The 18,877-nt window shown below is 64.7% G+C and carries 18 protein-coding genes; 7 read left to right on the forward strand and 11 right to left on the reverse strand.

Going from position 1 to position 18,877, the window contains the following annotated elements:
• The 9 genes from ABIB95_RS18090 to pncA form a co-directional block, all read right to left on the reverse strand.
• Window positions 1-861: an ABC transporter permease gene (locus tag ABIB95_RS18090; RefSeq protein WP_354240961.1), complete on the reverse strand. Its 861-nt coding sequence runs from the start codon at window positions 859-861 to the stop codon at window positions 1-3.
• A complete protein-coding gene (locus tag ABIB95_RS18095; RefSeq protein WP_014495224.1) occupies window positions 858-1,787 on the reverse strand; it encodes an ABC transporter permease in 930 nt (309 codons plus the stop codon). The genes ABIB95_RS18090 and ABIB95_RS18095 overlap by 4 nt, the downstream gene beginning before the upstream one ends.
• Entirely contained in the window at window positions 1,787-2,779 is a 993-nt protein-coding gene (locus ABIB95_RS18100) for an ABC transporter ATP-binding protein (RefSeq protein WP_354240962.1), read from the reverse strand. Before ABIB95_RS18100 ends, ABIB95_RS18095 begins: the two co-directional genes overlap by 1 nt.
• A complete protein-coding gene (locus tag ABIB95_RS18105; protein WP_354240963.1) occupies window positions 2,776-3,762 on the reverse strand; it encodes an ABC transporter ATP-binding protein in 987 nt (328 codons plus the stop codon). Before ABIB95_RS18105 ends, ABIB95_RS18100 begins: the two co-directional genes overlap by 4 nt.
• Window positions 3,763-5,400 carry an ABC transporter substrate-binding protein gene (locus ABIB95_RS18110; RefSeq protein ID WP_354240965.1) on the reverse strand — a complete coding sequence of 546 codons (1,638 nt, stop codon included), beginning with the start codon at window positions 5,398-5,400 and terminating at the stop codon, window positions 3,763-3,765.
• Window positions 5,401-5,429: 29 nt separating this feature from the next.
• A complete protein-coding gene (locus ABIB95_RS18115; protein ID WP_063983251.1) occupies window positions 5,430-6,245 on the reverse strand; it encodes a sugar phosphate isomerase/epimerase family protein in 816 nt (271 codons plus the stop codon).
• 476 nt (window positions 6,246-6,721) lie between these two features.
• Window positions 6,722-8,755 carry an NAD(+) synthase gene (locus tag ABIB95_RS18120; RefSeq protein WP_354240967.1) on the reverse strand — a complete coding sequence of 678 codons (2,034 nt, stop codon included), beginning with the start codon at window positions 8,753-8,755 and terminating at the stop codon, window positions 6,722-6,724.
• Between the two features lie 151 nt (window positions 8,756-8,906).
• Window positions 8,907-10,022: an alpha/beta fold hydrolase gene (locus ABIB95_RS18125; RefSeq protein WP_354240969.1), complete on the reverse strand. Its 1,116-nt coding sequence runs from the start codon at window positions 10,020-10,022 to the stop codon at window positions 8,907-8,909.
• 16 nt (window positions 10,023-10,038) lie between these two features.
• Window positions 10,039-10,665 (reverse strand): bifunctional nicotinamidase/pyrazinamidase, encoded by a 627-nt coding sequence (pncA, locus tag ABIB95_RS18130; protein WP_354240971.1) that lies wholly within the window; start codon window positions 10,663-10,665, stop codon window positions 10,039-10,041.
• A gap of 256 nt (window positions 10,666-10,921) precedes the next feature.
• On the opposite strand from pncA, the gene glk reads away from it, so the two are divergent.
• From glk to ABIB95_RS18145, 3 genes are all read left to right on the forward strand, one after another.
• Window positions 10,922-11,908 (forward strand): glucokinase, encoded by a 987-nt coding sequence (gene glk, locus ABIB95_RS18135; protein WP_071913829.1) that lies wholly within the window; start codon window positions 10,922-10,924, stop codon window positions 11,906-11,908.
• Window positions 11,909-12,047: 139 nt separating this feature from the next.
• On the forward strand, window positions 12,048-12,251 hold the full coding sequence (locus tag ABIB95_RS18140) for a hypothetical protein (protein WP_354240974.1): 204 nt from the start codon (window positions 12,048-12,050) through the stop codon (window positions 12,249-12,251).
• A 146-nt stretch (window positions 12,252-12,397) separates the two neighbouring features.
• The gene (locus tag ABIB95_RS18145; RefSeq protein WP_354240976.1) at window positions 12,398-12,553 is read left to right on the forward strand and encodes a hypothetical protein; all 156 of its coding nucleotides are present in this window, start codon (window positions 12,398-12,400) and stop codon (window positions 12,551-12,553) included.
• A gap of 95 nt (window positions 12,554-12,648) precedes the next feature.
• Here the strand turns inward: ABIB95_RS18145 and ABIB95_RS18150 are convergent, their stop codons facing one another.
• Together ABIB95_RS18150 and ABIB95_RS18155 are read right to left on the reverse strand one after the other, a co-directional pair.
• Window positions 12,649-13,026 carry a response regulator gene (locus ABIB95_RS18150; protein WP_354240978.1) on the reverse strand — a complete coding sequence of 126 codons (378 nt, stop codon included), beginning with the start codon at window positions 13,024-13,026 and terminating at the stop codon, window positions 12,649-12,651.
• Window positions 13,027-13,137: 111 nt separating this feature from the next.
• Entirely contained in the window at window positions 13,138-13,941 is an 804-nt protein-coding gene (locus tag ABIB95_RS18155; RefSeq protein WP_085399009.1) for a Spy/CpxP family protein refolding chaperone, read from the reverse strand.
• A gap of 485 nt (window positions 13,942-14,426) precedes the next feature.
• On the opposite strand from ABIB95_RS18155, the gene ABIB95_RS18160 reads away from it, so the two are divergent.
• From ABIB95_RS18160 to ABIB95_RS18175, 4 genes are all read left to right on the forward strand, one after another.
• The gene (locus ABIB95_RS18160; RefSeq protein ID WP_354240981.1) at window positions 14,427-15,767 is read left to right on the forward strand and encodes an ABC transporter substrate-binding protein; all 1,341 of its coding nucleotides are present in this window, start codon (window positions 14,427-14,429) and stop codon (window positions 15,765-15,767) included.
• A 148-nt stretch (window positions 15,768-15,915) separates the two neighbouring features.
• A complete protein-coding gene (locus ABIB95_RS18165; RefSeq protein WP_085399008.1) occupies window positions 15,916-16,854 on the forward strand; it encodes a carbohydrate ABC transporter permease in 939 nt (312 codons plus the stop codon).
• Window positions 16,854-17,765, forward strand: a complete 912-nt coding sequence (locus tag ABIB95_RS18170; protein ID WP_063983243.1) for a carbohydrate ABC transporter permease — start codon at window positions 16,854-16,856, stop codon at window positions 17,763-17,765. The genes ABIB95_RS18165 and ABIB95_RS18170 overlap by 1 nt, the downstream gene beginning before the upstream one ends.
• A gap of 6 nt (window positions 17,766-17,771) precedes the next feature.
• Window positions 17,772-18,872 (forward strand): ABC transporter ATP-binding protein, encoded by a 1,101-nt coding sequence (locus ABIB95_RS18175; protein WP_354240983.1) that lies wholly within the window; start codon window positions 17,772-17,774, stop codon window positions 18,870-18,872.
• Window positions 18,873-18,877: the final 5 nt, after the last annotated feature.

Genomic DNA, 18,877 nt, shown 5'->3' on the forward strand with positions numbered 1-18,877 from the left:
CTATTGCAAGGTCGGATCGAGCCGGTCGCGCAGCCAGTCGCCGATCACGGAGACGGCCAGCGTGGTGATCACGATGGTGGTCGCCGGCGCCAGCATGATCCAGGGCGCCCGGGTCAGGTACTCCCGGCCATAGCCGACCATGTTGCCGAGGCTGGTCATCGGCGGCTGCACGCCGAGGCCGAGGAAGGACAGGCCGGATTCCATCAGGATCACCTCGGGGAAGACGAGCGTGGTCGAGACGATCAGGGTCGAGGCGATGTTGGGCAGGATGTGGCGCAAGTAAATCCGCGACGGCGTCGCGCCGAGCTGGCGGACGGCGGCGGCATAGCCTTGCGCATTGGCGGAGATGGCGAGGCCTCGCGCGATGCGGGCATAGCGCTCCCAGCCGAACAGGCCCATCAGGCCGATCAGCAGCGGCAGCGAGTTGCCGAAGAAGGCGAGCACTGCGAGCGCCATGATCAGGAAGGGCATGCTGGCCTGGAAGTCGGTCAGCATCAGCACGAACTGCTCGACGGCTCCGCGGAAATGCGCGGCGAGAAAACCGAGCGTGGTGCCGACGACCGCCGAGATCGCGGTCGCGCCGAAGGCGATCAGGAGCGAGATGCGGATCGAGACGAGGAGCCGCGACAGCACGTCGCGGCCGAGCTCGTCGGTGCCGAGCCAGTGCGCGACATTGCCGGGCGCAGCCAGCCGGTTGCGGAGGTCGAGCTGGGTGAAGCTGTAAGGCGCGATTTTCTCGGCGAACGCCGCGATCACCAGCATGGCGACGATCCAGCTGATCGCGAGCGCAACCGAGACCGGGATCGCGGGAAGGCTGATGCGGCGGCGGACAGCCGTGTCCTTCAGCGTTGCGTCGGTCATGCATGCGCCCCTTTGGCGCGCAGGCGCGGATCGAGGAAGCCGTAGAGGAAATCGACGATCAGATTGGACGTGACCATGGTCATCGCGACCAGCAACAGGATGCACTGCACGACGGCGAGGTCGCGGTTGGCGACGGCGACGACCAGCAGGCGCCCTACTCCGGGCCAGGCAAATACGCTCTCGACCACGACCGCGCCCGCGATCAGCGTGCCCACCATGAAGCCGAGAATGGTGACGGTCGGGATCGCCGCGTTCGGCAGCGCATGCGACGTCACCACCTTGCGCCACGGCACGCCCTTGGCCGAGGCGGTGCGGATATAGGGCTGGCCCAGCACCTCCAGCATGGCGCTGCGGGTGAAGCGCGCCAGCACCGCGGCGCCGCCGAGGCTGAGTGTCACGATTGGCAGGATGGCGTGACGCCAGCTGTCCTGCCCGCCCGACGGCAACCAGCCGAGCTGCACGGCGAACACGAGCACGAGCAGCAGCGCAAGGACGAAACTCGGCACGGTGAAGCCGGCGACCGCCGTCATCATCACGGCGCGATCGATTCCCGAGCCGCGGTGCAGCGCCGCGTAGATGCCGGCGGGAATGCCGAGGGCCACCTTGAAGAAGAAGGCCGGCAGCGTCAGCGCCAGCGTTGCCGGAATCCGCTCCAGCACGAGCTCGATCGCCGGCCGCCCGTCGCGCATGGAGCGGCCGAGCTCGCCCTTGGCAATGGCGCCGAAGTAGTCGAGGTACTGGAACCAGATGGGATCATCGAGCCCCCAGGCCTTGCGGAAAGCAGCGAGCACTTCCGGCGGCGCCTCCGGTCCCAGGATCATCAGCGCAGGATCGCCGGAGAGCCGCAGCACCACGAAGGCGAAGGTGACGACGAGCACGATCGTCAGCGCCGCGCGCCCGATCCGAATGGCGAGATAGCGTCCCATCAGGCCGCGTCCCGCGTCTCGGCCTGCGGCCCCGTCACGAGATGGCAGGCGACTTGCCTGTTGCCGCCGACGCCCGACAGCGCCGGCACCTCGCTCGCGCAGCGCGCGATAGCGCGCGGGCAGCGCGGATGGAAGGCACAGCCTTGGGGCCGCGCCGCCGGGTTCGGCGGATCGCCTGCCAGCACGATGCGGCCCGCGCTGCGGCGGCCCGGTGCCGGCGACGCCGAGACCAGCGCCTGCGTATAGGGGTGTTCGGGACGCGCGAAGAGATCATCGGCGCTGCCGATCTCGACGATGCGGCCGAGATACATCACGGCGACGACATTGCTGATCTGCCGCACGACGCGCAGATCGTGGCTGATGAACAACAGCGTCAGCCCGAGTTGCGCCTGGAGATCGCAAAGCAGGTTCACCACTTGCGCCTGGATCGAGACGTCGAGCGCGCTGACCGGCTCGTCGCAGACGAGGAAATCGGGCTTTGTCGCCAGTGCCCGCGCCAGCACGATACGCTGACGCTGGCCGCCGGAGAGCGCGCCCGGATAGCGCGCGCCATGCGCCGGCGTCAGCTCGACCGCGCGCAGCAATTCGCGCACACGCTCCTCGCGTTCGGCCGGCGTGCCGAGACCGTGAATGTCCAGGGGTTCGCGGATTTGGGCTGCGACCGGCAACCGCCGGTCCAGCGCCCCCAGCGGATCCTGGAAGATCATCTGCATGCGCGCCCGCTGCGCGCGCCACGCCTTCGTGCCTGGCGCGGCCATCGCCTTGCCGTCGAACCGCACCTCGCCGCGATCGGGCGGCTCGAGACCGAGCACGATACGACCCGTGGTCGACTTGCCCGAGCCGGACTCGCCGACGAGGCCGAGCGTCTCGCCTTTGCGGATCGCAAGTGACAAGCCGTCGACCGCGTGAACCGCTGTGCTGCGGCCGAACATCCCGGAGCGCATCGCGTAGCTGCGCGAGATCGAGGACACCTCGACGAGCGGCGCGCTCATTCGGCGGCGATCCCGAGCAGCGCACGGCGCGAAGCTTCAGCCCGGATGCAGGCAACCACGCGATCGTTCGCGATCGGCGCCAGGCTCGGCACGGCAAGTCCGCACGGCTCGGCCGCAAGCGCGCAGCGCGGCGCGAAGGCACAGCCGCTTGGCATGTGCGCGGGATCGGGAACGGTCCCCGGAATGGCCGTGAGACGCCGACGCGGTCCGTCGAGCGGCGGCAGTGCGCCGATCAGGCCCTGCGCGTAGGGATGCACCGGATCGGCAAAGAGCTGATTGGCGAGCGCCTGCTCGACGATGCGGCCGGCATACATCACGGCGACGCGGTCGCAGTTTTCCGCGACGACGCCGAGATCATGGCTGATCAGCACCATCGCCATGCTCATCTCGCGGCGGATGGTCGAGAGCAGCTCCAAGATCTGCGCCTGGATGGTGGCGTCGAGCGCCGTGGTCGGCTCGTCCGCGACGAGGAGATCGGGATTTCCGGCCAGCGCCATCGCGATCATGATGCGCTGGACCTGGCCGCCCGAGAATTCGTGCGGATAGGCTTCGAGCCGCCGCGCCGCATCGGGAATGCCGACGAGATCGAGCAGCCGCCGCGCTTCGGCCTTCACCGCCTCGCCCGAGAGATCGCGATGCAGTGCCAAAGCCTCGCAGAGCTGCTTGCGAATGGTGAGCACCGGATTGAGCGCGCTTGCGGGATCCTGAAAAATCATGGCGACCCGCCCGCCCCGCACCCGGTCAAGCTCAGCCGCGGCTGCGCCGAGGATTTCGCGTCCGTCGAGCCGCACGGAGCCCGAGACTTTTGCATGCCGCGGCAAGAGGCCGAGCGCCGCAAGCCACGTCACCGACTTGCCGGAGCCGGACTCGCCGACGAGGCCGAGGGCCTCGCCCTTCTGCAAGGTGAGATCGACGCCGCGCAGGACCGCTACACCGTTGAAGGCGACGCTGAGGCCCTGGATGCTGACCAGCGGCGTCGCCATTTACGCCTCGAAATTGCCGGCGCGGAAATCCATCGCGAATGCCGGCGACGCCTTCCACTTGATCGACTTCGGCTTCGCGGTGAAGGTCGCGTTCTGGTGCAGCACCGTATAGGCGGGATCCTCGCGCTCGGCGATCTCCAGCATGCGGTGGAACGCCTTCTTGCGCGCGGCCCGGTCGGTCGAGGTCTCCAGGAACTCCGAAAGCTTGTTCAGTTCGGCGTTGGTCCACTCGCCGATCTGCTGCTGCTGGCCGTTCGGGCCGTGCTGGGCGACCAGCGACGAGACGGGATCGTTGAAGGCAGCCGAATTCGACCAGTCGCGTACCGCGCGGGTCGGCGCGCGTTCCATGATCTGCGACCAGTTCTCCTTGGTTTCGATCTGGACGTTGAGGCCGACCGACTTCCACATCTCGACCAGCACCTGCGCGGTCGCGACCTGGTTGGTGTAGTAGTTGTTGAGCAGGCGATAGGGAATCGGATCGCCCTTGTAGTTGGCCTGCTTCAACAGATCCTGCGCGAGCTTCGGATCATAGGCCGGCACGCTCCAGTCGGCGTTGAACATGTCGCCGTAGAATTCCCACTGAAGGCCTTTCGGCACGCGGGTACGGCCCGCCCACAGGCTGTCGACGATCGCCTGGCGGTCGATCGCGTGGGTGAAGGCGCGCCGCACCAGCGGATTGGCGAGCACGGCGTGGTTCTTGTCGAATACGGTCAGGCGGTGATTGAGAATGGTGCCGCCCTGCACTTCGAACGCCGCGTTCTTCTCGATGCCGGCAATCTGGTCCGGCGGGATGTCGCAGGCGAACTGGTATTCGCCCGAGAGCAGTCCGTTGACGCGGCTCGCGACCTCGGGCACTTCGAGGAAACGGATGCGCTTGAGCGGCGGCCGGCCGCCCCAATATTCGTCATGCGCCTCGAGGGTCAGCGACACGTCGGGCTTGAGCTCGACGACCTTGTACGGGCCCGTCGTGATCGGCTTGCGCGCCCAGTCGAGATAGCTCGCGGATTGCTCCCAGGCGCGGCGGTTCATGATGTCGGAGCCGTAGCGCGACAGCCGGCCCTCGATCGTGACGTCGGGCGTCGCATTGTAGAAGCGCACCGTGTACTTGTCGACGACATCGACGCGCACGAGGTCCGGCCAGATGCGGCGGGCGACCGCCGGCACGTCCGGAGGCAGTTCCTTGCCCGGGCGCGGCGTCGGGATCTTCTCGAAGGCCTGGATGGTGGAGCGGCTCTTGGCCTCGGTCTCGCCGAACATGCGCTCCCGGCTGAAGGTGAAGACGACGTCTTCGGCCGTCAGCTCGTCGCCATTGTGGAACTTCACGCCCTGGCGCAGCTTCACCTCGACCGTCTGGTCGTCGATGCGGCGCCATTCGGTAGCGAGGCCCGGCACGGCCTCCAGGCTGCCGCGCCAGTTCTTGGAGATCAGGCCCTCCCAGATCGAGGAGAAGAACACGCGTTCGCCGACGTTCGATTGCTCGCGCAGCACGTCGAGCACGTTCGAATTCGTCACCTTCTGCACGGCGATGGTCACCGACGGACGGTTGTCGGCCTGCCCGATCGCGAAGCGCGGCAGGAGAAGCGTGCCCGCGGCAGCGCCGCCGGACTTCAGGATGGTGCGACGGGTGAGTTTGCTCATGACGATAAGCCTGACCTTTGTGATGCCGGTTATTCAGCGAGACCGAGCGCGGCCAGATGGGCTGCGCCGGCGCGAACGTCGTCGTGATTGCGGAGTTCGAGGATCAGCCGCGGGTTGGAGGTCAGCCGGCCCAGTGCGCGGAACACGGCCACCCACGGGATGTTGCCTTCGCCCGGCGCCCAGTGCCGGTCGGCAAAGCCGTCGGTGTCCTGGAGGTGCACATGCGTCAGCATGTCGCCGGCGGTTTCGACGTAGTAATCGACCGGCGGAGCGCCGGTGGAAATGTGGGCATAGTTGGCGTGGCCAGTGTCGAGGGAGACGCGGACCTTGTTGCTTTCGAGCGCCTTGGCGAGGCGCACGCGGTCGCGCGGATCCTTGTCCTCGATGTTCTCGATGACGACCTCGCATCCGATCGTCTCGGCGCGCGCGATCACCTCGGCAAGCGTCGTCTTGACGCGTTCGACGAGATTGCCGCGGTTATCGGGATAGAGGTCGAGATTGTTGTGGTCCCAGGTCGTGAACGGCGAATGGATCACCATCTGCGTCGCGCCGAGGAATTCCGCGGCATCGAGGCCCTGAAGCAGGCGCTTCGTCACCGCCTTGCGGATCAAGGGATCATGGCTGTCGATCTTGAAGCCCCAGAACGGGCCGTGAATGCCGAGCCGGCCGGTATGGCCCGAGAGCATCTGCTTGATCTCGCTGGCTGCACTCCGCCAATCGCCGTCGAGCAAATCCGCGCGGAAAAAATCCTGGATTTCGAGATCGCGCTGCCGTTCCAGAAGCCAGTCGCGGTGGGCAGGGATCGATTTGATGGACAATGCTGCGCCCAGCACCGGCTTCGACATGGCTTGCTCCTTGACCGTCAGCGATGACGGGAGCAGCGCTAGACCAGTTAAGTGACAGGCCCGTGAAATGCAGGTGCCGCGGCGATGCGCTGATGTGGACATCCCCGCCGATCGCCTGCATCGAATTCAGGCAGCAGTGATCGCAGCAGATGCGGACGAATGCACCAGCGTGCAGCATCAAGCGCGTTCGTGTCCGTAGTGATCCGGAATGGAATCCTAACCATACTTCGCGTACATCGCGCGCATCGATCGGCGGCCTTCCAGGGGCATCACCTTCTGATCGCGCTACATGGGGTTGGGGGACCGCATGGGGCGGGGGGATCAAAGGCTGGGGCAAGGTGACGAGGTCCGGACTCCTAGGCACTCCGGACCTCGGCACTTTCTAGATTGAACGCAATTTCGCGCCGCCGGCTTTATGAGCCGCGCGGCGCGAAGTCGTTCTGGAGCTACCCTGCCCGATCAGCAGTCCTGCTCAATCACTTCGGAACGTTCCGCTCGAGATCCTCAAGCCATGCCGCCGCGCTGGAATCCGACGGCGCGCGCCAGTCGCCGCGCGGCGACAACGAGCCGCCGGCCGAAACCTTCGGCCCGTTCGGCATCGCCGAGCGCTTGAACTGGCTGAAGGCGAAGAAGCGGCGCAGGAACACTTCCAGCCAGCGCCGGATCTCCGGCAGATCATAAGCCTTGCGCTTATCGGTCGGGAACGCCGGCGGCCATTCGCCCCTGGCGACATCATTCCAGGCGTACTGCGCCATGAAGGCGATCTTGGACGGCCGCATACCGAACCGCAGCGTGTAGAACAGGTTGAAATCCTGCAGCTCGTAGGGCCCGACGGAAGCTTCCGTGCTCTGCGGCTTCTCGCCGGGCTTGACCGGAACCAGCTCGGGCGAGATTTCGGCCGACAGGATCGACGCCAGCGTCCGGTTGACGTCGTCGCTGAACTGTTTTGAGGCGATCACCCAGCGGATCAGGTGCTGGATCAACGTCTTCGGCACCCCGGCGTTGACATTATAATGCGCCATCTGATCGCCGACGCCGTAGGTGCACCAGCCGAGCGCGAGTTCCGAGAGATCGCCGGTTCCGATGACGATGCCGCCATGATGGTTGGCGAGCCGGAACAGATAGTCCGTGCGCAGGCCCGCCTGCACGTTCTCGAAGGTGATGTCGTAGACCTTCTCGCCCTTGCCGAAGGGATGGCCGATGTCCTTCAGCATTTGCGTCGCCGTCGGACGGATGTCGAGTTCCTGCCACTCCGTCTGCAACGCCTTCATCGGCGCCAGTGCATTGGTCTTGCTCTCGCTGCCGGTGGCAAAGCCCGGCATCGTGTAGGCCAGGATGTTGCTGCGCGGCAGTCCGAGCAGGTCGACCGCCTTGGCGGCGACGATCAGGGCGTGGGTGGAATCGAGCCCGCCCGAGACGCCGATCACCACGCGCTTGGTTCCGGTCGCGCGCATGCGCTGCACGAGGCCGGCGACCTGGATGTTGTAGGCCTCGTAGCAATCCTGCTCGAGCAGGGCTTCGTCGCTCGGCACGAACGGGAAGCGCTCGATCTTGCGCAGGAAGCCGATGTCGGTGGCCGGCGGCTTCAGGGCAAAGGTGATCCTCCGGAAAAAGGCTTCGCGTTGCCGGCGATTGTCGTCGAACGTGCCCATCAGTGCGCGTTCCTGCCTGAGCAGATCGAGATCGACATCGGCCAGCGTGATCTGGCCGTCCTGGCGGAACCGCTCGCCCTCGGCCAGCAGCACGCCGTTCTCATAGATCGAGGTCTGGCCGTCCCAGGCTAGGTCCGTGGTCGATTCCCCTGCCCCCGCGGCGGAATAGACGTAGGCCGCAAGACAACGCGCCGACGTCGATTGGCACAGCAGTGCGCGCGAGCGCGCCCGGCCGATCGTGATCGGACTGCCGGATAGATTGATCAGCACGCTGGCGCCGGCAAGCGCGAGTTCGGAAGCTGGCGTCACCGGAATCCACATGTCCTCGCAGATCTCGACGCCGATGATCAGGCCAGGAACATCCTCGGCCGCGAACAGGAGGTCAACGCCGAACGGTGCGTGCAGCCCGCCAAAAGCGATCGTCTCCCCGGCGATGCCGGCGCCGGAGGCGAAATGCCGTCCCTCGTAGAATTCGCGATAGGTCGGCAGATAAGATTTGGGCACGACGCCAAGGACGTTGCCGCGATGAATGACGACGGCGCAATTGTAGATGCGATGACCAAAGCGCAGCGGCGCGCCGACGATCAGGACGGTCATCAGCGCCGAGGAGGCCTCGACGATTGAGGCGAGCCCGCGCTCGACCGCATCGAGCAGCGGGTCCTGCTTGACGAGATCCTCGATCGCGTAGCCGGACAGGCACAGCTCCGGAAACACGGCGACCGCCACCGACTGCTGCTGACAGGCATTGGCCGCCGCCAGAATCGCCTTCGCATTGGCCGTGGGATCGGCCACATGGGAGGTGGTGACGCAGGCCGCCACGCGCGCAAATCCGTGGGCGTAGATCGAGTGGAAGCTCATCGAGCGCGGTACCCTTAATCTTGTCGCGGCCGCAGCCGCCAGTTCCGGATGATATGTAACCCATCGACCGGGCCCCGTGCAGGCCATCCGCCGTCATGCATAACGGATTTGCGTGTTCGCCGGCCCGGCCGGGCCAAGGCACCTGACAAGGTCAGGCGCTGCGGGCCAGCACTCCGGAGAGGTCGTTGCGCAGCCACTCGGCGATCCGGGGCCAGGCATGGGCGTGGGTGCGCGCCCCCATGAACAGGCCGAGATGATTGCTGGGCTCGGAGGCCGCGGCAATGAAGGCCGGCGGCGTTCCGAGCAGACCGGCGGTCGCAAGCGCCTGTCTGGCCGGCACGACGTCGTCATCGAGCCCGGCGAGCAGGAAGACCGGCGCCTTGACGTCCCTCAGATCAACCTCGCGGCCGAGCGCCGTGAAGTTGCCGCCGGCAATCCGATTCTCCCGGAAGATTCGGTTGACGATCTCCAGATAATAGGTGCCGGGCAGGTTGAGCGTCTCGGTATTCCAGCGATCGAAACGCGCGAGCAGTGCCGCGCCCTCCTCGTCCGAGAGATCCCTCTGCAATGCCGCCGCAATGTCGTCGCGGCTCGGCGCCTTCGTCCAGAAGCGCAGCATCTCGTCGCCGCTGACATTGCCGCCGCCGCGCGCCACGAGTTGGTCGTAGAGCGCCTCAGGCGCATTGCGAGCTAGCTGGGACAGCGCGGAATCGATCGAGAGATCGACGGGCGCCCCCACCAGCACCAGCCGCCGCACCTTGGCGGGAAAGCGCGCCGCATAGAGCAGCGACAGCCAGCCGCCCTGGCACAGGCCGACGAGATCGACCGGCGCGCCGATTTCGTCAACGGCGACGTTGAGATCGCCGAGATAGCTGTCGATCGAGAGATAGCGCATGTCCGGCGAGGCCGAGCGCCAGTCGGTGAGGTACACCCGATCGATGCCGCCATTCTGCAGCGACTGCACCACGCTGTGGCCCGGTGCGAAGTCGGCGATCAGGGCCCGATGCAGCGCATAGGGCGCGCAGACCAGTGCCGGCTGGCCGGATTGCGTCCGCGTGCAATCGCGCAGACGCATGGTCGCAAGCTCCAGGGCGACCGTGTTGGGTGTCGTCCACGGCAGATTGCTCGCGTCCTGTTCCGGCGGATCGCGCTCCAGCCACCAGAAGCAGGCGTCCATCGCGAGCCGCGCCGCCGCAAATGGCCATAGCAGCGGATCATTCGGAGGACGATCCGATCCACCCAGCGGTTTGCCGCCCTTCTCCACCATGACTATCTCAAGGTCCTCACAGCAAGGCATCCAGGCTGACGATCGAAATACCGCGCTCGCGAAAACTCCGGTGGGTCGCGGCCACCGAGCCGTCGAGATCGATGCCGCGGCATGCATCCTCGATGACGGCGACCTCGAACCCCGCCTTGCGGGCATCTTCCGCCGAGAAACGAACACAGAAATCCAGCGCCAGACCGGCGATGAAGACGGTCTTCAGCTCGCGCTCGCGCAAATAGCCGAGCAGCCCGGTCGGCGTCCGGTGGTCGTTCTCGAACAGCGCCGAATAGGAATCGATGCCGCGACGAAAGCCTTTGCGCACCACGAGGTTTGCCCTGGTAATTTCGAGCTCCCCATGGAATTCAGCGCCCACCGTGCCTTGCACGCAGTGCGTCGGCCACAGCACCTGGGTGCCGTAGTCGAGCTCGATGGTCTGGAACGGCTGCTTGCCCGCATGGTTCGGTGCGAACGAGACGTGATCGCCCGGATGCCAGTCCTGGGTCAGCACCACATTGGTGAATTTTGCGGCAATTCGGTTGATCGCCGGAACAACCTTCTCGCCGCCGGGAACGGCGAGCGCTCCGCCGGTGCAAAAGTCGTTCTGCACGTCGATCACCAGCAGCACGTCGCGGTCGGAAATCTGCATCGCAAGGTCTCGTTCCAGCCGTCCGGCGCGACGGGCGCCGAACGATCCGTCCAATGTCGATCTTCCCGCGCGGCTTCGCAACCATCGACACATGCGGCGATATCGCGCCCGTCGCACCTGGGATGCAACGGTTTGGCGTTGTCCGAGTTGACTAGGCTCACCCAAGGACGGATTCTAGAACGTTCGCAAATTGCGGATCGGATGGAGCGGAGGCAACGGTTCCCGCGAGCCTGCAGGGCGCGGCAGCCACAAGGTCATGAGTATCGGCAAGACAGGACAGATTCTTCTCGCCGATATCGGCGGCACCAATGCGCGCTTTGCGCTGAGCGAAAGCGCATCGGACAGCGGCGACCAGGCCGGGCCCATCGACTATGTGAAGGTCGCTGACTTCCCGACCGTCCGGGAAGCCATCGCCGACGTCCTTGCGCGCCGGTCCGGCGGCAAGCAGCCCAAACGAGCCGTGCTGGCCGTCGCGGGTCCCGTGACCAATAACCGCTGCGTCATGACCAACAGTCCGTGGGTCATCGACGGCAACGAGCTCCAGCCGGCCCTCGGCTTCGAGAGCGTGCATGTGCTCAATGATTTCGAGGTCGTAGCCTGGTCCCTGCCCGCCCTGAAGCCTGCCGATTTGATCCCGCTCGGCGGCCAGGACGGCCTCCCGGGAGAGCCGCTGCTGGTGGTTGGGCCTGGAACCGGTTTTGGCGTCTCTTGTCTGGTCGAACGCCACGGCGCCCGGCTGGCGGTCGTCACCGAGGCAGGCCACGCCACTTTGCCGGCGGAAACCGAGCGCGAGGAGCGCGTGATCGCGGCCATGCGCCGACGTCTCGGTCATGTCTCCATCGAGCGCGGCGCGCTTTCGGGCTCCGGCCTGCAAAACCTTTACGAGGCGCTGGCGGAGGTCGACGGCGCCCAGGTGCCGCACCGCGACGCCGCCGCCATCACCAAGGCCGCCCTGGAGGGCAGTTGCGAACTGAGCCGCGCGACGCTGGAGATGTTTTGCGCCATCCTCGGCTCAGTCACGGGCAATCTCGCGGTGACCTTCGGCGCCCGCGGCGGCGTCTACATCGCCGGCGGGATCGTGCCGCGCTTTCCGGAGTTCCTTGCCGCTTCCGCGTTCCGGGCGCGCTTCGAAGCCAAGGGACGCTTCCAGGACTATTTGCGCAATATCCCGACCAGGCTGGTGACGAAACCCGACGCGAGCTTCGTCGGCCTGAAGATGTTCGCCGACCACAATCCGGATTGATGAGCCGCGATCGGCTCCGACGCCGTCCAGTCCGTTAACTATACACAGCTGATTGCAGCCAAGGCACGGTTCCACGCAGGATCGTGCTTGCCCGACTGTGTCCGATGGGAAACAATTCCCGTAGTTGCGGGGGCGTGACATGCGTAAGCAGGACTTCGGTTTCGACTATCACCGCTATCACCGCCTGCTGACCGAGGCGGACGACGATGACAAGCGGCTGGCCCTGATCGAGCTCCTGATCGCGGAAAAGGCCCGCGACCGGCTGGCCGCGCAGCGCGCCTCTGATCGCGCCGCCATGACGGCCCATACCATCGCCACCGTGCTGAAGAACGGCCGCAACTGAGACTTGCGGGACCGCTCGCTGCTCGCGAAAACACGCGAGCGATTGCGCTTCCGTTAACGATCCCTCGCAAGCTCGCGTCAAACTTTTTGCTCTAAGAGCTTCCCTTACCTGATGCAATTCAGGGGTCAACAAAGGGGGGAATGAACATGAGCATGATTTCGCTTGCCGCGATCCCGGTCGCCGTCGAAACCCGTTTTGCCGATTCTTCGTTCAAGATCATCTTGCTGTTCTGCTGCATGGGCCTGGTCGCCTCGTTCGGCGTGATGGCGCGCGGCATCGACCTCAGCACCGGCCTGATCTGAGACGACGAGACATTCTTTCGCCAAATGGCCGCCCCTCACGGGCGGCCATTTTCGTTGGCGATCTCGGTACGGCGCCTTCTCGGTGAGCAGCCTTCTCAGTGAGGAACTTTGGCGACCGCGTCCGGAAACAGCGAATCGATCATCACCTTGAGCTGGTCGAGGGAAATCGGCTTGCGCAGGATCGGCCGCCGCCGGAGCAAGGACGGCAGCAGCTCCGGCCCGTAGCCGGTGGCGAACAGAAACGGCTTGCCGCGGCGCTCGATCAGGTCGGCGACCGGATCGACGTAGAGGCCCTTCAGGTTGATGTCGAGGATGGCGAAATCGTATTGCGCAGTCATCGCAAAGGCGCTCGCGTCCCGGACATTGTCCGCCTCTGCGACGACATGGTGGCCGAGTTCCTCCACCATGTCGGCGATCATCATCCGGATCAACGCCTCGTCTTCGACCAGGAAAACGGAGAGTCCGTCCGCCATATCAACCCCGCAGTCAGCTTACGAAGCTAACCATACCCGAAATGCGGAGAGGATTCACGAATTCGTGGCGGGCGCCGTTAATTCAGGCGCCCGCAATCGGATTCAACTTGATTAATCCAGCCCGCGCTCGTGACTGAGGCGCACCATCTCCTGGATGAAGACCTGCTTCTGCTTGTCGTCGAGGCTCGAATAAAGCGGCTCGGCGGCATCGGCGACGTTGCGCTGGTCGGCGGCGCGGTCGATCAAGAATTGCGATTCGTTGCGCATCTGCTCGATGATGTCGTCAGGCGGATCCCGCTTGGCGCGAGCGATCCGCAGGTTGAGCCGCTCCGCGCCATTATGCCCCAGGTAGTGCATAGCGCTCGAGAAGCCGAACCAGTGCTTCTCCTGATCGGGCGTCAGGTTCAACTCGGTCTTGATCCGCTCGATATAGGAATCGCTGTTGGCGACGATCTGCTCGGCGCTCTGTTGCGGCGCGCCGGGCTGGGTGAGGACGGTGACGTCCTTATTGTCCTTGTTGTCCTGCGGCGCATTCCTGGCTTCCTTGCTCGCCTTGGCGCCCTTGGCCGCCTTGGCGGTCTCCTTGGCGCCCTTGTCCTTGCCGGCGCCCGGCTGCTTGGAATCCTTGCTCGCGTCCTTGCTGGCATCCTTGCTCGCGTCCTTGGCAGCCGGAGCCGGCTGGTTGTTGACGCCGAGCACGCCGGTGAAGACACCGACCACGCCGCCGATCGCACCGCCCAGCACGCCGCCAACGGGCCCGGCCGCCTTGTTGCCGGCCGCGGCTCCATCCTGAACGCCCTTGACCAGGCCTTGCGCCTGCGCAACCGCAGCGGCGCCGAGCAGCACCGCGAGCACGGAGCCCAGCGCGAACCATCGCCGCAGGTGAAGCCGCGCAGGCGGCGCCGGGTTGATCATTCTGGTCTCCATCGTCGATCCGATTGTCCTGTCCGGGTCGGGGCCACCCGCCGGTTGCAACTCTATCGTTTTCGCCGCTTCGCGGTCCAGCCGCAGCCAATTGCTGTCCACGCCCGAAAACTGTTTGGCGCGAAGCGGTTATGAAGGCTTATTCGAAACTGCGGCGTAATTGCGCACGAGATGTCCCGCTCTCCTTGCCCCGAAGTGTGCGTCGCAAAATGCGCCTCCGAGGTTCACCTCCGGGTGTGCTTCGCGAGACGGCGCCGCCGCGTTCCCGGACGCAACGTTAGTTCTAGACGGCGAGCCGTTCGGCTTCCTCGACAGACGGGATCAATCATGATCTGATCGCGCTACCAATTTGCTGCGCTTCGCGCGATTTCACGGCGAGGCGGTAGCACCAAGAAACGCGAACCAAAAATCAAAAACAAAACTCGGAATGCCAGAGGAAACGCGAAAACAATAAAACATCCAGGTGAGGAAACGAGATGTCACGCAAGACACTGACGCGACGTCAATTTGTAGCCGCCACTGCAATGTCCTCCGCAGCGCTGATCACAGCGCCCTATGTCCGCGGCGCTTACGCCGCCGGCAAACTCTCGATCGGCTTCTGGGACCACTGGGTGCCCGGTGCCAACGACGCCTCCACCGCCATGGTCAAGGAATGGGCTGAAAAGGAGAAGGTCGAAGTCTCCATCGACTACATCACCAGCAACAACAAGAAGATCGAGTTGACGGTCGCGGCCGAAGCGCAGGCCAAATCCGGTCACGACATTCTTCAGATGTACACCTGGTGGCCGCATGCGTATGCCGAGCAGTTTGAACCGGTGAACGACGTGGTCGAGGAGGCGATCAAGCAGAACGGTGAGGTCAACGACACGGTCAAATATCTCGGCAAGGCCAACGGCAAATGGCTTGCGGTCCCGGCAACCCCGGGGAGCCAGATCAAGGGGCCCTGCTCGCGCATCGACCTCATGAAGAAGCATGCGGGGATCGACGTCCAGGAACTGTACCCCGTCGGCGCGCCGCCCAAGGCCGATAGCTGGAATATGGATACATTCCTGAAGGCGGCGGAAGCCTGCCAGAAGGCAGGTTTCCCATTCGGAATCGGTCTCGGCGAGACCACCGACAGCGTCGATACCGCGGGCGCCATCTTCCAGTCGTTCGGCGCCGAACTCGTCAACGCCAAGGGCGATGTCACGGTGAAGACCGATGAGGTTCGCCAGGCGCTCGAATACTACAAGAAGCTGATCGCCTTCCTGCCGCCGGACGCACCGTCCTGGGACGATGCCTCGAACAACAAATGGCTGATCTCCGGCCGCGGCGCCCTCATCATGAATCCGCCGAGCGCCTGGGCGGTCGCCAAGCGCGACGCGCCGCAGGTCGCCGAGCAATGCTGGACGCACGGCTTCCCCTCCGGTCCTAAAGGCCGGTATGCGCCGTTCCTGCCCTATTTCTGGGGTCTCTGGAATTTCTCCAAGAACAAGGCATCGGCCAAGAGCCTTCTGGCATTTCTGTCACAGCCGTCATCGATCGAAAAGTTCGTCGCGGCGAGCGGCGGCTACGATTTGCCGGCCTATGCGAAGATGACGACGCTGAAGACCTGGGCCGAGGTAGGCCCGCCGAAGGGCACGCTCTATCACTATCCAAATCCCTACAATCATCAGACACTGTCGATTGCGGCCTCTCCGGCGCCGCCGAAGATCGCCCAGCAGATCTACGCGCAGGCCACGCTGACCAAGATGGCGCTGCGCTTTGCGCAGGGCGAAAAGTTGGAGACCGCAATCGCCTGGGGCGAAGGCGAGTGTGAAGGCTTCATGCGAACCTAAGCCCGGGTGTGCCACGGCGGTTCACGCATCCCCGCGTGAGCCGCCAGGGCACCCCACCGTTCGATGGAATGAGCAGATCGAGCCGACACGCGGGTGCCGGCTCCGCCGTTGGACATTCCGCAAGGAAGCTTGACCCAAGGACACTGACATGGCCGATGTCGTCGTTGAGGACGGTCGCGTCGCCCGCACGGCGAGCGCGCGCAAACGGACGGGCCTGCACAATGCGTTGAAGCGGAAATCGACCGTGGCGTTCTTCCTGACGCTGCCGCTGATCCTGCTGATCGCGCTGTTCGTGCTTTACCCTGCCCTGTTCTCGATCCACCTCGCGACGCTGAACAAGTCGATGCAAAAATTCGTCGGCTTCGGCAACTTCACCTTCCTGTTCAAGCGCGAGACGTTCTGGATGGTGGTGGAGCAGTCCTGCATCTTCGCGATCACCGCCGTGTTCTTCAAGGCGCTGATCGGCTTCATCGTCGCGCATTTCGTGCACAACATACCGGCCAAGGGCCAGCGCAAATGGCGCGGCATGCTGCTGGTGCCCTGGGTGATCCCGCCGGCGATGAGCACGCTCGCCTGGCTGTGGCTGTTCGACCCCTCCTACAGCGCCTTCAACTACACGCTCTCCTTCTTCGGCATCGGTCCCATCAACTGGCTCGGCAATGCCGCCTGGGCGCGCTTTTCAGTCATCCTCGTCAACGTCTGGTACGGCGCGCCGTTCTTCCTGATCATGTACCTGGCGGCGCTGAAATCGGTGCCGGACCAGCTCTACGAGGCCGCCGCAATCGACGGCGCCAATTGGTGGCAGAAGATGTGGTACGTGACGCTGCCGATGATGCGCAACATCATCGCGATCACGACGCTGTTCTCGCTGATCGTCACCTTCGCTAATTTCGACATCGTCCGCATCCTGACCTCAGGCGGGCCTCTCGACCAGACCCAGATCTTTGCCACCTATGCGTTCCGGGTCGGCATCGAGAGCAACGACATTCCGCTCGGCGCCAGCGTCTCGCTGTTCATGGTCCCGATCCTCGCCGTCGCAGCGATCTTCATCCTGCGCGACGTCAATAAACGCGGGAACGAATCCTGATGAGCACAATAGCGATCGACAAGGCCGGCCCCCGGCGCAAGGTTAAATATGGCAGCATGAGCCGCGACCGTACCTGGGCGCTGCGCTGGTCCTATTTCTTCCTGGTGCTGTTTGCGATCTTCTTTCTGACGCCGCCGCTCTACATGGTGATCACCTCGCTCAAGAGCAGCGCGGAGATCTCGGCTGCGACCAATCCGTGGTGGGTGTTCCACCCGACGCTGGCGAACTATGTCGAACTACTGACGTCGAACCAATTCCTCCGGTTCTTCTGGAATTCGACCATCGTGTCGCTGGTGGTTGTGCTCGTCACGATGCTGATCAGCATCCCTGCCGCCTTCGCGCTCGCGCGGATGAAGTTCTGGGGCTCGACGACGCTCGCCACCGGCGTGTTCCTGACCTACCTGGTTCCGGACAGCCTCCTCTTCATCCCGCTGTTCAAGATGCTGGCGCTGGTTCAGGACATCACCGGCATCACGCTCCTGAACCGATGGTACGTGCTGCTATTCGTCTATCCGACGCTGACGGTGCCGTTCTGCACCTGGATCATGATCGGCTATTTCGCCTCGATCCCGAAGGAGCTCGACGAGGCCGCGATCATCGACGGCGCCTCATGGCTTCAGACCCTGACGCGGATCTTTATTCCGGTCGCGCTGCCGGGCCTGATTGCCGCGACCATCTTCGCCTTCACGGTGTCCTGGGCGCAGTTCCTCTATCCCCTGGTGTTCACGACGTCCATCGACCAGCTCGTGCTCCCGGTCGGCATCACCACCACCCTGATCAAGGGCGACGTCTTCAACTGGGGCCAGATCATGACCGGCGCGCTGCTCGGCGCAGCTCCGCCGCTGGTTATCTACGCCTTCCTGATGGACTACTACATCGCCGGCCTGACCGCCGGCGCGACAAAGGGTTGATGTCTCATGGCTGACGTTGCATTGCGGAAGGTGGTCAAGCGTTACGATGATGTCGAAGCCGTGCGCGGCATCGACTTGGACATCGCCGACCATGAGTTCATCGTGCTGGTTGGGCCTTCGGGCTGCGGCAAGTCGACGACGCTGCGCATGATCGCGGGCCTCGAGGACATCAGCGACGGCGACATCATGATCGGCGGCGACGTCGTCAATGACGTACCGCCGAAGGATCGCGATATCGCCATGGTGTTCCAGAACTACGCGCTCTACCCGCACATGACGGTCGCGGAGAACATGTCGTTCGGGCTGCGCCTGAAGCACTTTCCCAAGGCCCAGATCAAGGCGCGGGTCACGGAAGCCGCCCGCCTCCTCGACATCACCGACCTGATCGACCGCAAGCCGAAGCAGCTCTCCGGCGGCCAGCGCCAGCGTGTCGCGATGGGCCGCGCCATCGTGCGGAATCCGAAAGTGTTCCTGTTCGACGAGCCGCTGTCCAATCTCGACGCCAAGCTGCGCGTGCAGATGCGGATCGAGATCAAGAAGGTGCATCAGAAGGTGCGCACCACCACGGTCTACGTCACCCACGACCAGGTCGAGGCGATGACGTTGGCTGACCGCGTCGTTGTGATGAACAAGGGCCGCATCGAGCAGATCGGCACGCCCAACGAGCTCTACCACAAGCCGGCGACGCGCTTCGTCGCCGGCTTCATTGGCTCGCCCGCGATGAATTTCATCCCGTGCCGGCTGGAGGACGTCGGCGGCGCGCTTCAGATCCGTCTGACCGACCGCATCGCCTTTGCGCTGCCACCGGCCCGCGCCACGCGCTACAACGCGCTGCCGCGCACCGACAAGCTGCTGCTCGGCCTCCGGCCCGAGCACCTCACCGAGTCGCATGCGCATCTGGGGCCCGGCGTAGAGACCTTCGACACCGTGCTCGACGTCACCGAGCCGATGGGGATGGAGACCCTGGTCTATTTCGGGCTCGACGGCACGCCGGTCTGCGGCCGCGTCGATCCCAACGCCGGCGCCAAGGACGGGGCACCCATGCGTTTGGCGATGGACCTCAACAATATGCACCTGCTAAACGAAGACACCGGCGTCGTGCTGTGACGCCG

Origin of the sequence: Bradyrhizobium sp. LA2.1, assembly GCF_040547725.1 — a bacterium.
GTDB classification, from domain to species: domain Bacteria; phylum Pseudomonadota; class Alphaproteobacteria; order Rhizobiales; family Xanthobacteraceae; genus Bradyrhizobium; species Bradyrhizobium barranii.

Coding starts and splice junctions, on each gene's coding strand:
- ABIB95_RS18115 (WP_063983251.1), bottom strand. CDS start 6,245: ATGTCGAAGCCGGTGCTGGGCGCAGCATTGTCCATCAAATCGATCCCT.
- ABIB95_RS18150 (WP_354240978.1), bottom strand. CDS start 13,026: ATGGCGGACGGACTCTCCGTTTTCCTGGTCGAAGACGAGGCGTTGATC.
- ABIB95_RS18165 (WP_085399008.1), top strand. CDS start 15,916: ATGGCCGATGTCGTCGTTGAGGACGGTCGCGTCGCCCGCACGGCGAGC.
- ABIB95_RS18095 (WP_014495224.1), bottom strand. CDS start 1,787: ATGGGACGCTATCTCGCCATTCGGATCGGGCGCGCGGCGCTGACGATC.
- ABIB95_RS18110 (WP_354240965.1), bottom strand. CDS start 5,400: ATGAGCAAACTCACCCGTCGCACCATCCTGAAGTCCGGCGGCGCTGCC.
- ABIB95_RS18140 (WP_354240974.1), top strand. CDS start 12,048: ATGCGTAAGCAGGACTTCGGTTTCGACTATCACCGCTATCACCGCCTG.
- ABIB95_RS18090 (WP_354240961.1), bottom strand. CDS start 861: ATGACCGACGCAACGCTGAAGGACACGGCTGTCCGCCGCCGCATCAGC.
- pncA (WP_354240971.1), bottom strand. CDS start 10,665: ATGCAGATTTCCGACCGCGACGTGCTGCTGGTGATCGACGTGCAGAAC.
- ABIB95_RS18175 (WP_354240983.1), top strand. CDS start 17,772: ATGGCTGACGTTGCATTGCGGAAGGTGGTCAAGCGTTACGATGATGTC.
- ABIB95_RS18120 (WP_354240967.1), bottom strand. CDS start 8,755: ATGAGCTTCCACTCGATCTACGCCCACGGATTTGCGCGCGTGGCGGCC.
- ABIB95_RS18125 (WP_354240969.1), bottom strand. CDS start 10,022: ATGGTGGAGAAGGGCGGCAAACCGCTGGGTGGATCGGATCGTCCTCCG.
- ABIB95_RS18160 (WP_354240981.1), top strand. CDS start 14,427: ATGTCACGCAAGACACTGACGCGACGTCAATTTGTAGCCGCCACTGCA.
- ABIB95_RS18170 (WP_063983243.1), top strand. CDS start 16,854: ATGAGCACAATAGCGATCGACAAGGCCGGCCCCCGGCGCAAGGTTAAA.
- ABIB95_RS18155 (WP_085399009.1), bottom strand. CDS start 13,941: ATGATCAACCCGGCGCCGCCTGCGCGGCTTCACCTGCGGCGATGGTTC.
- glk (WP_071913829.1), top strand. CDS start 10,922: ATGAGTATCGGCAAGACAGGACAGATTCTTCTCGCCGATATCGGCGGC.
- ABIB95_RS18105 (WP_354240963.1), bottom strand. CDS start 3,762: ATGGCGACGCCGCTGGTCAGCATCCAGGGCCTCAGCGTCGCCTTCAAC.
- ABIB95_RS18145 (WP_354240976.1), top strand. CDS start 12,398: ATGAGCATGATTTCGCTTGCCGCGATCCCGGTCGCCGTCGAAACCCGT.
- ABIB95_RS18100 (WP_354240962.1), bottom strand. CDS start 2,779: ATGAGCGCGCCGCTCGTCGAGGTGTCCTCGATCTCGCGCAGCTACGCG.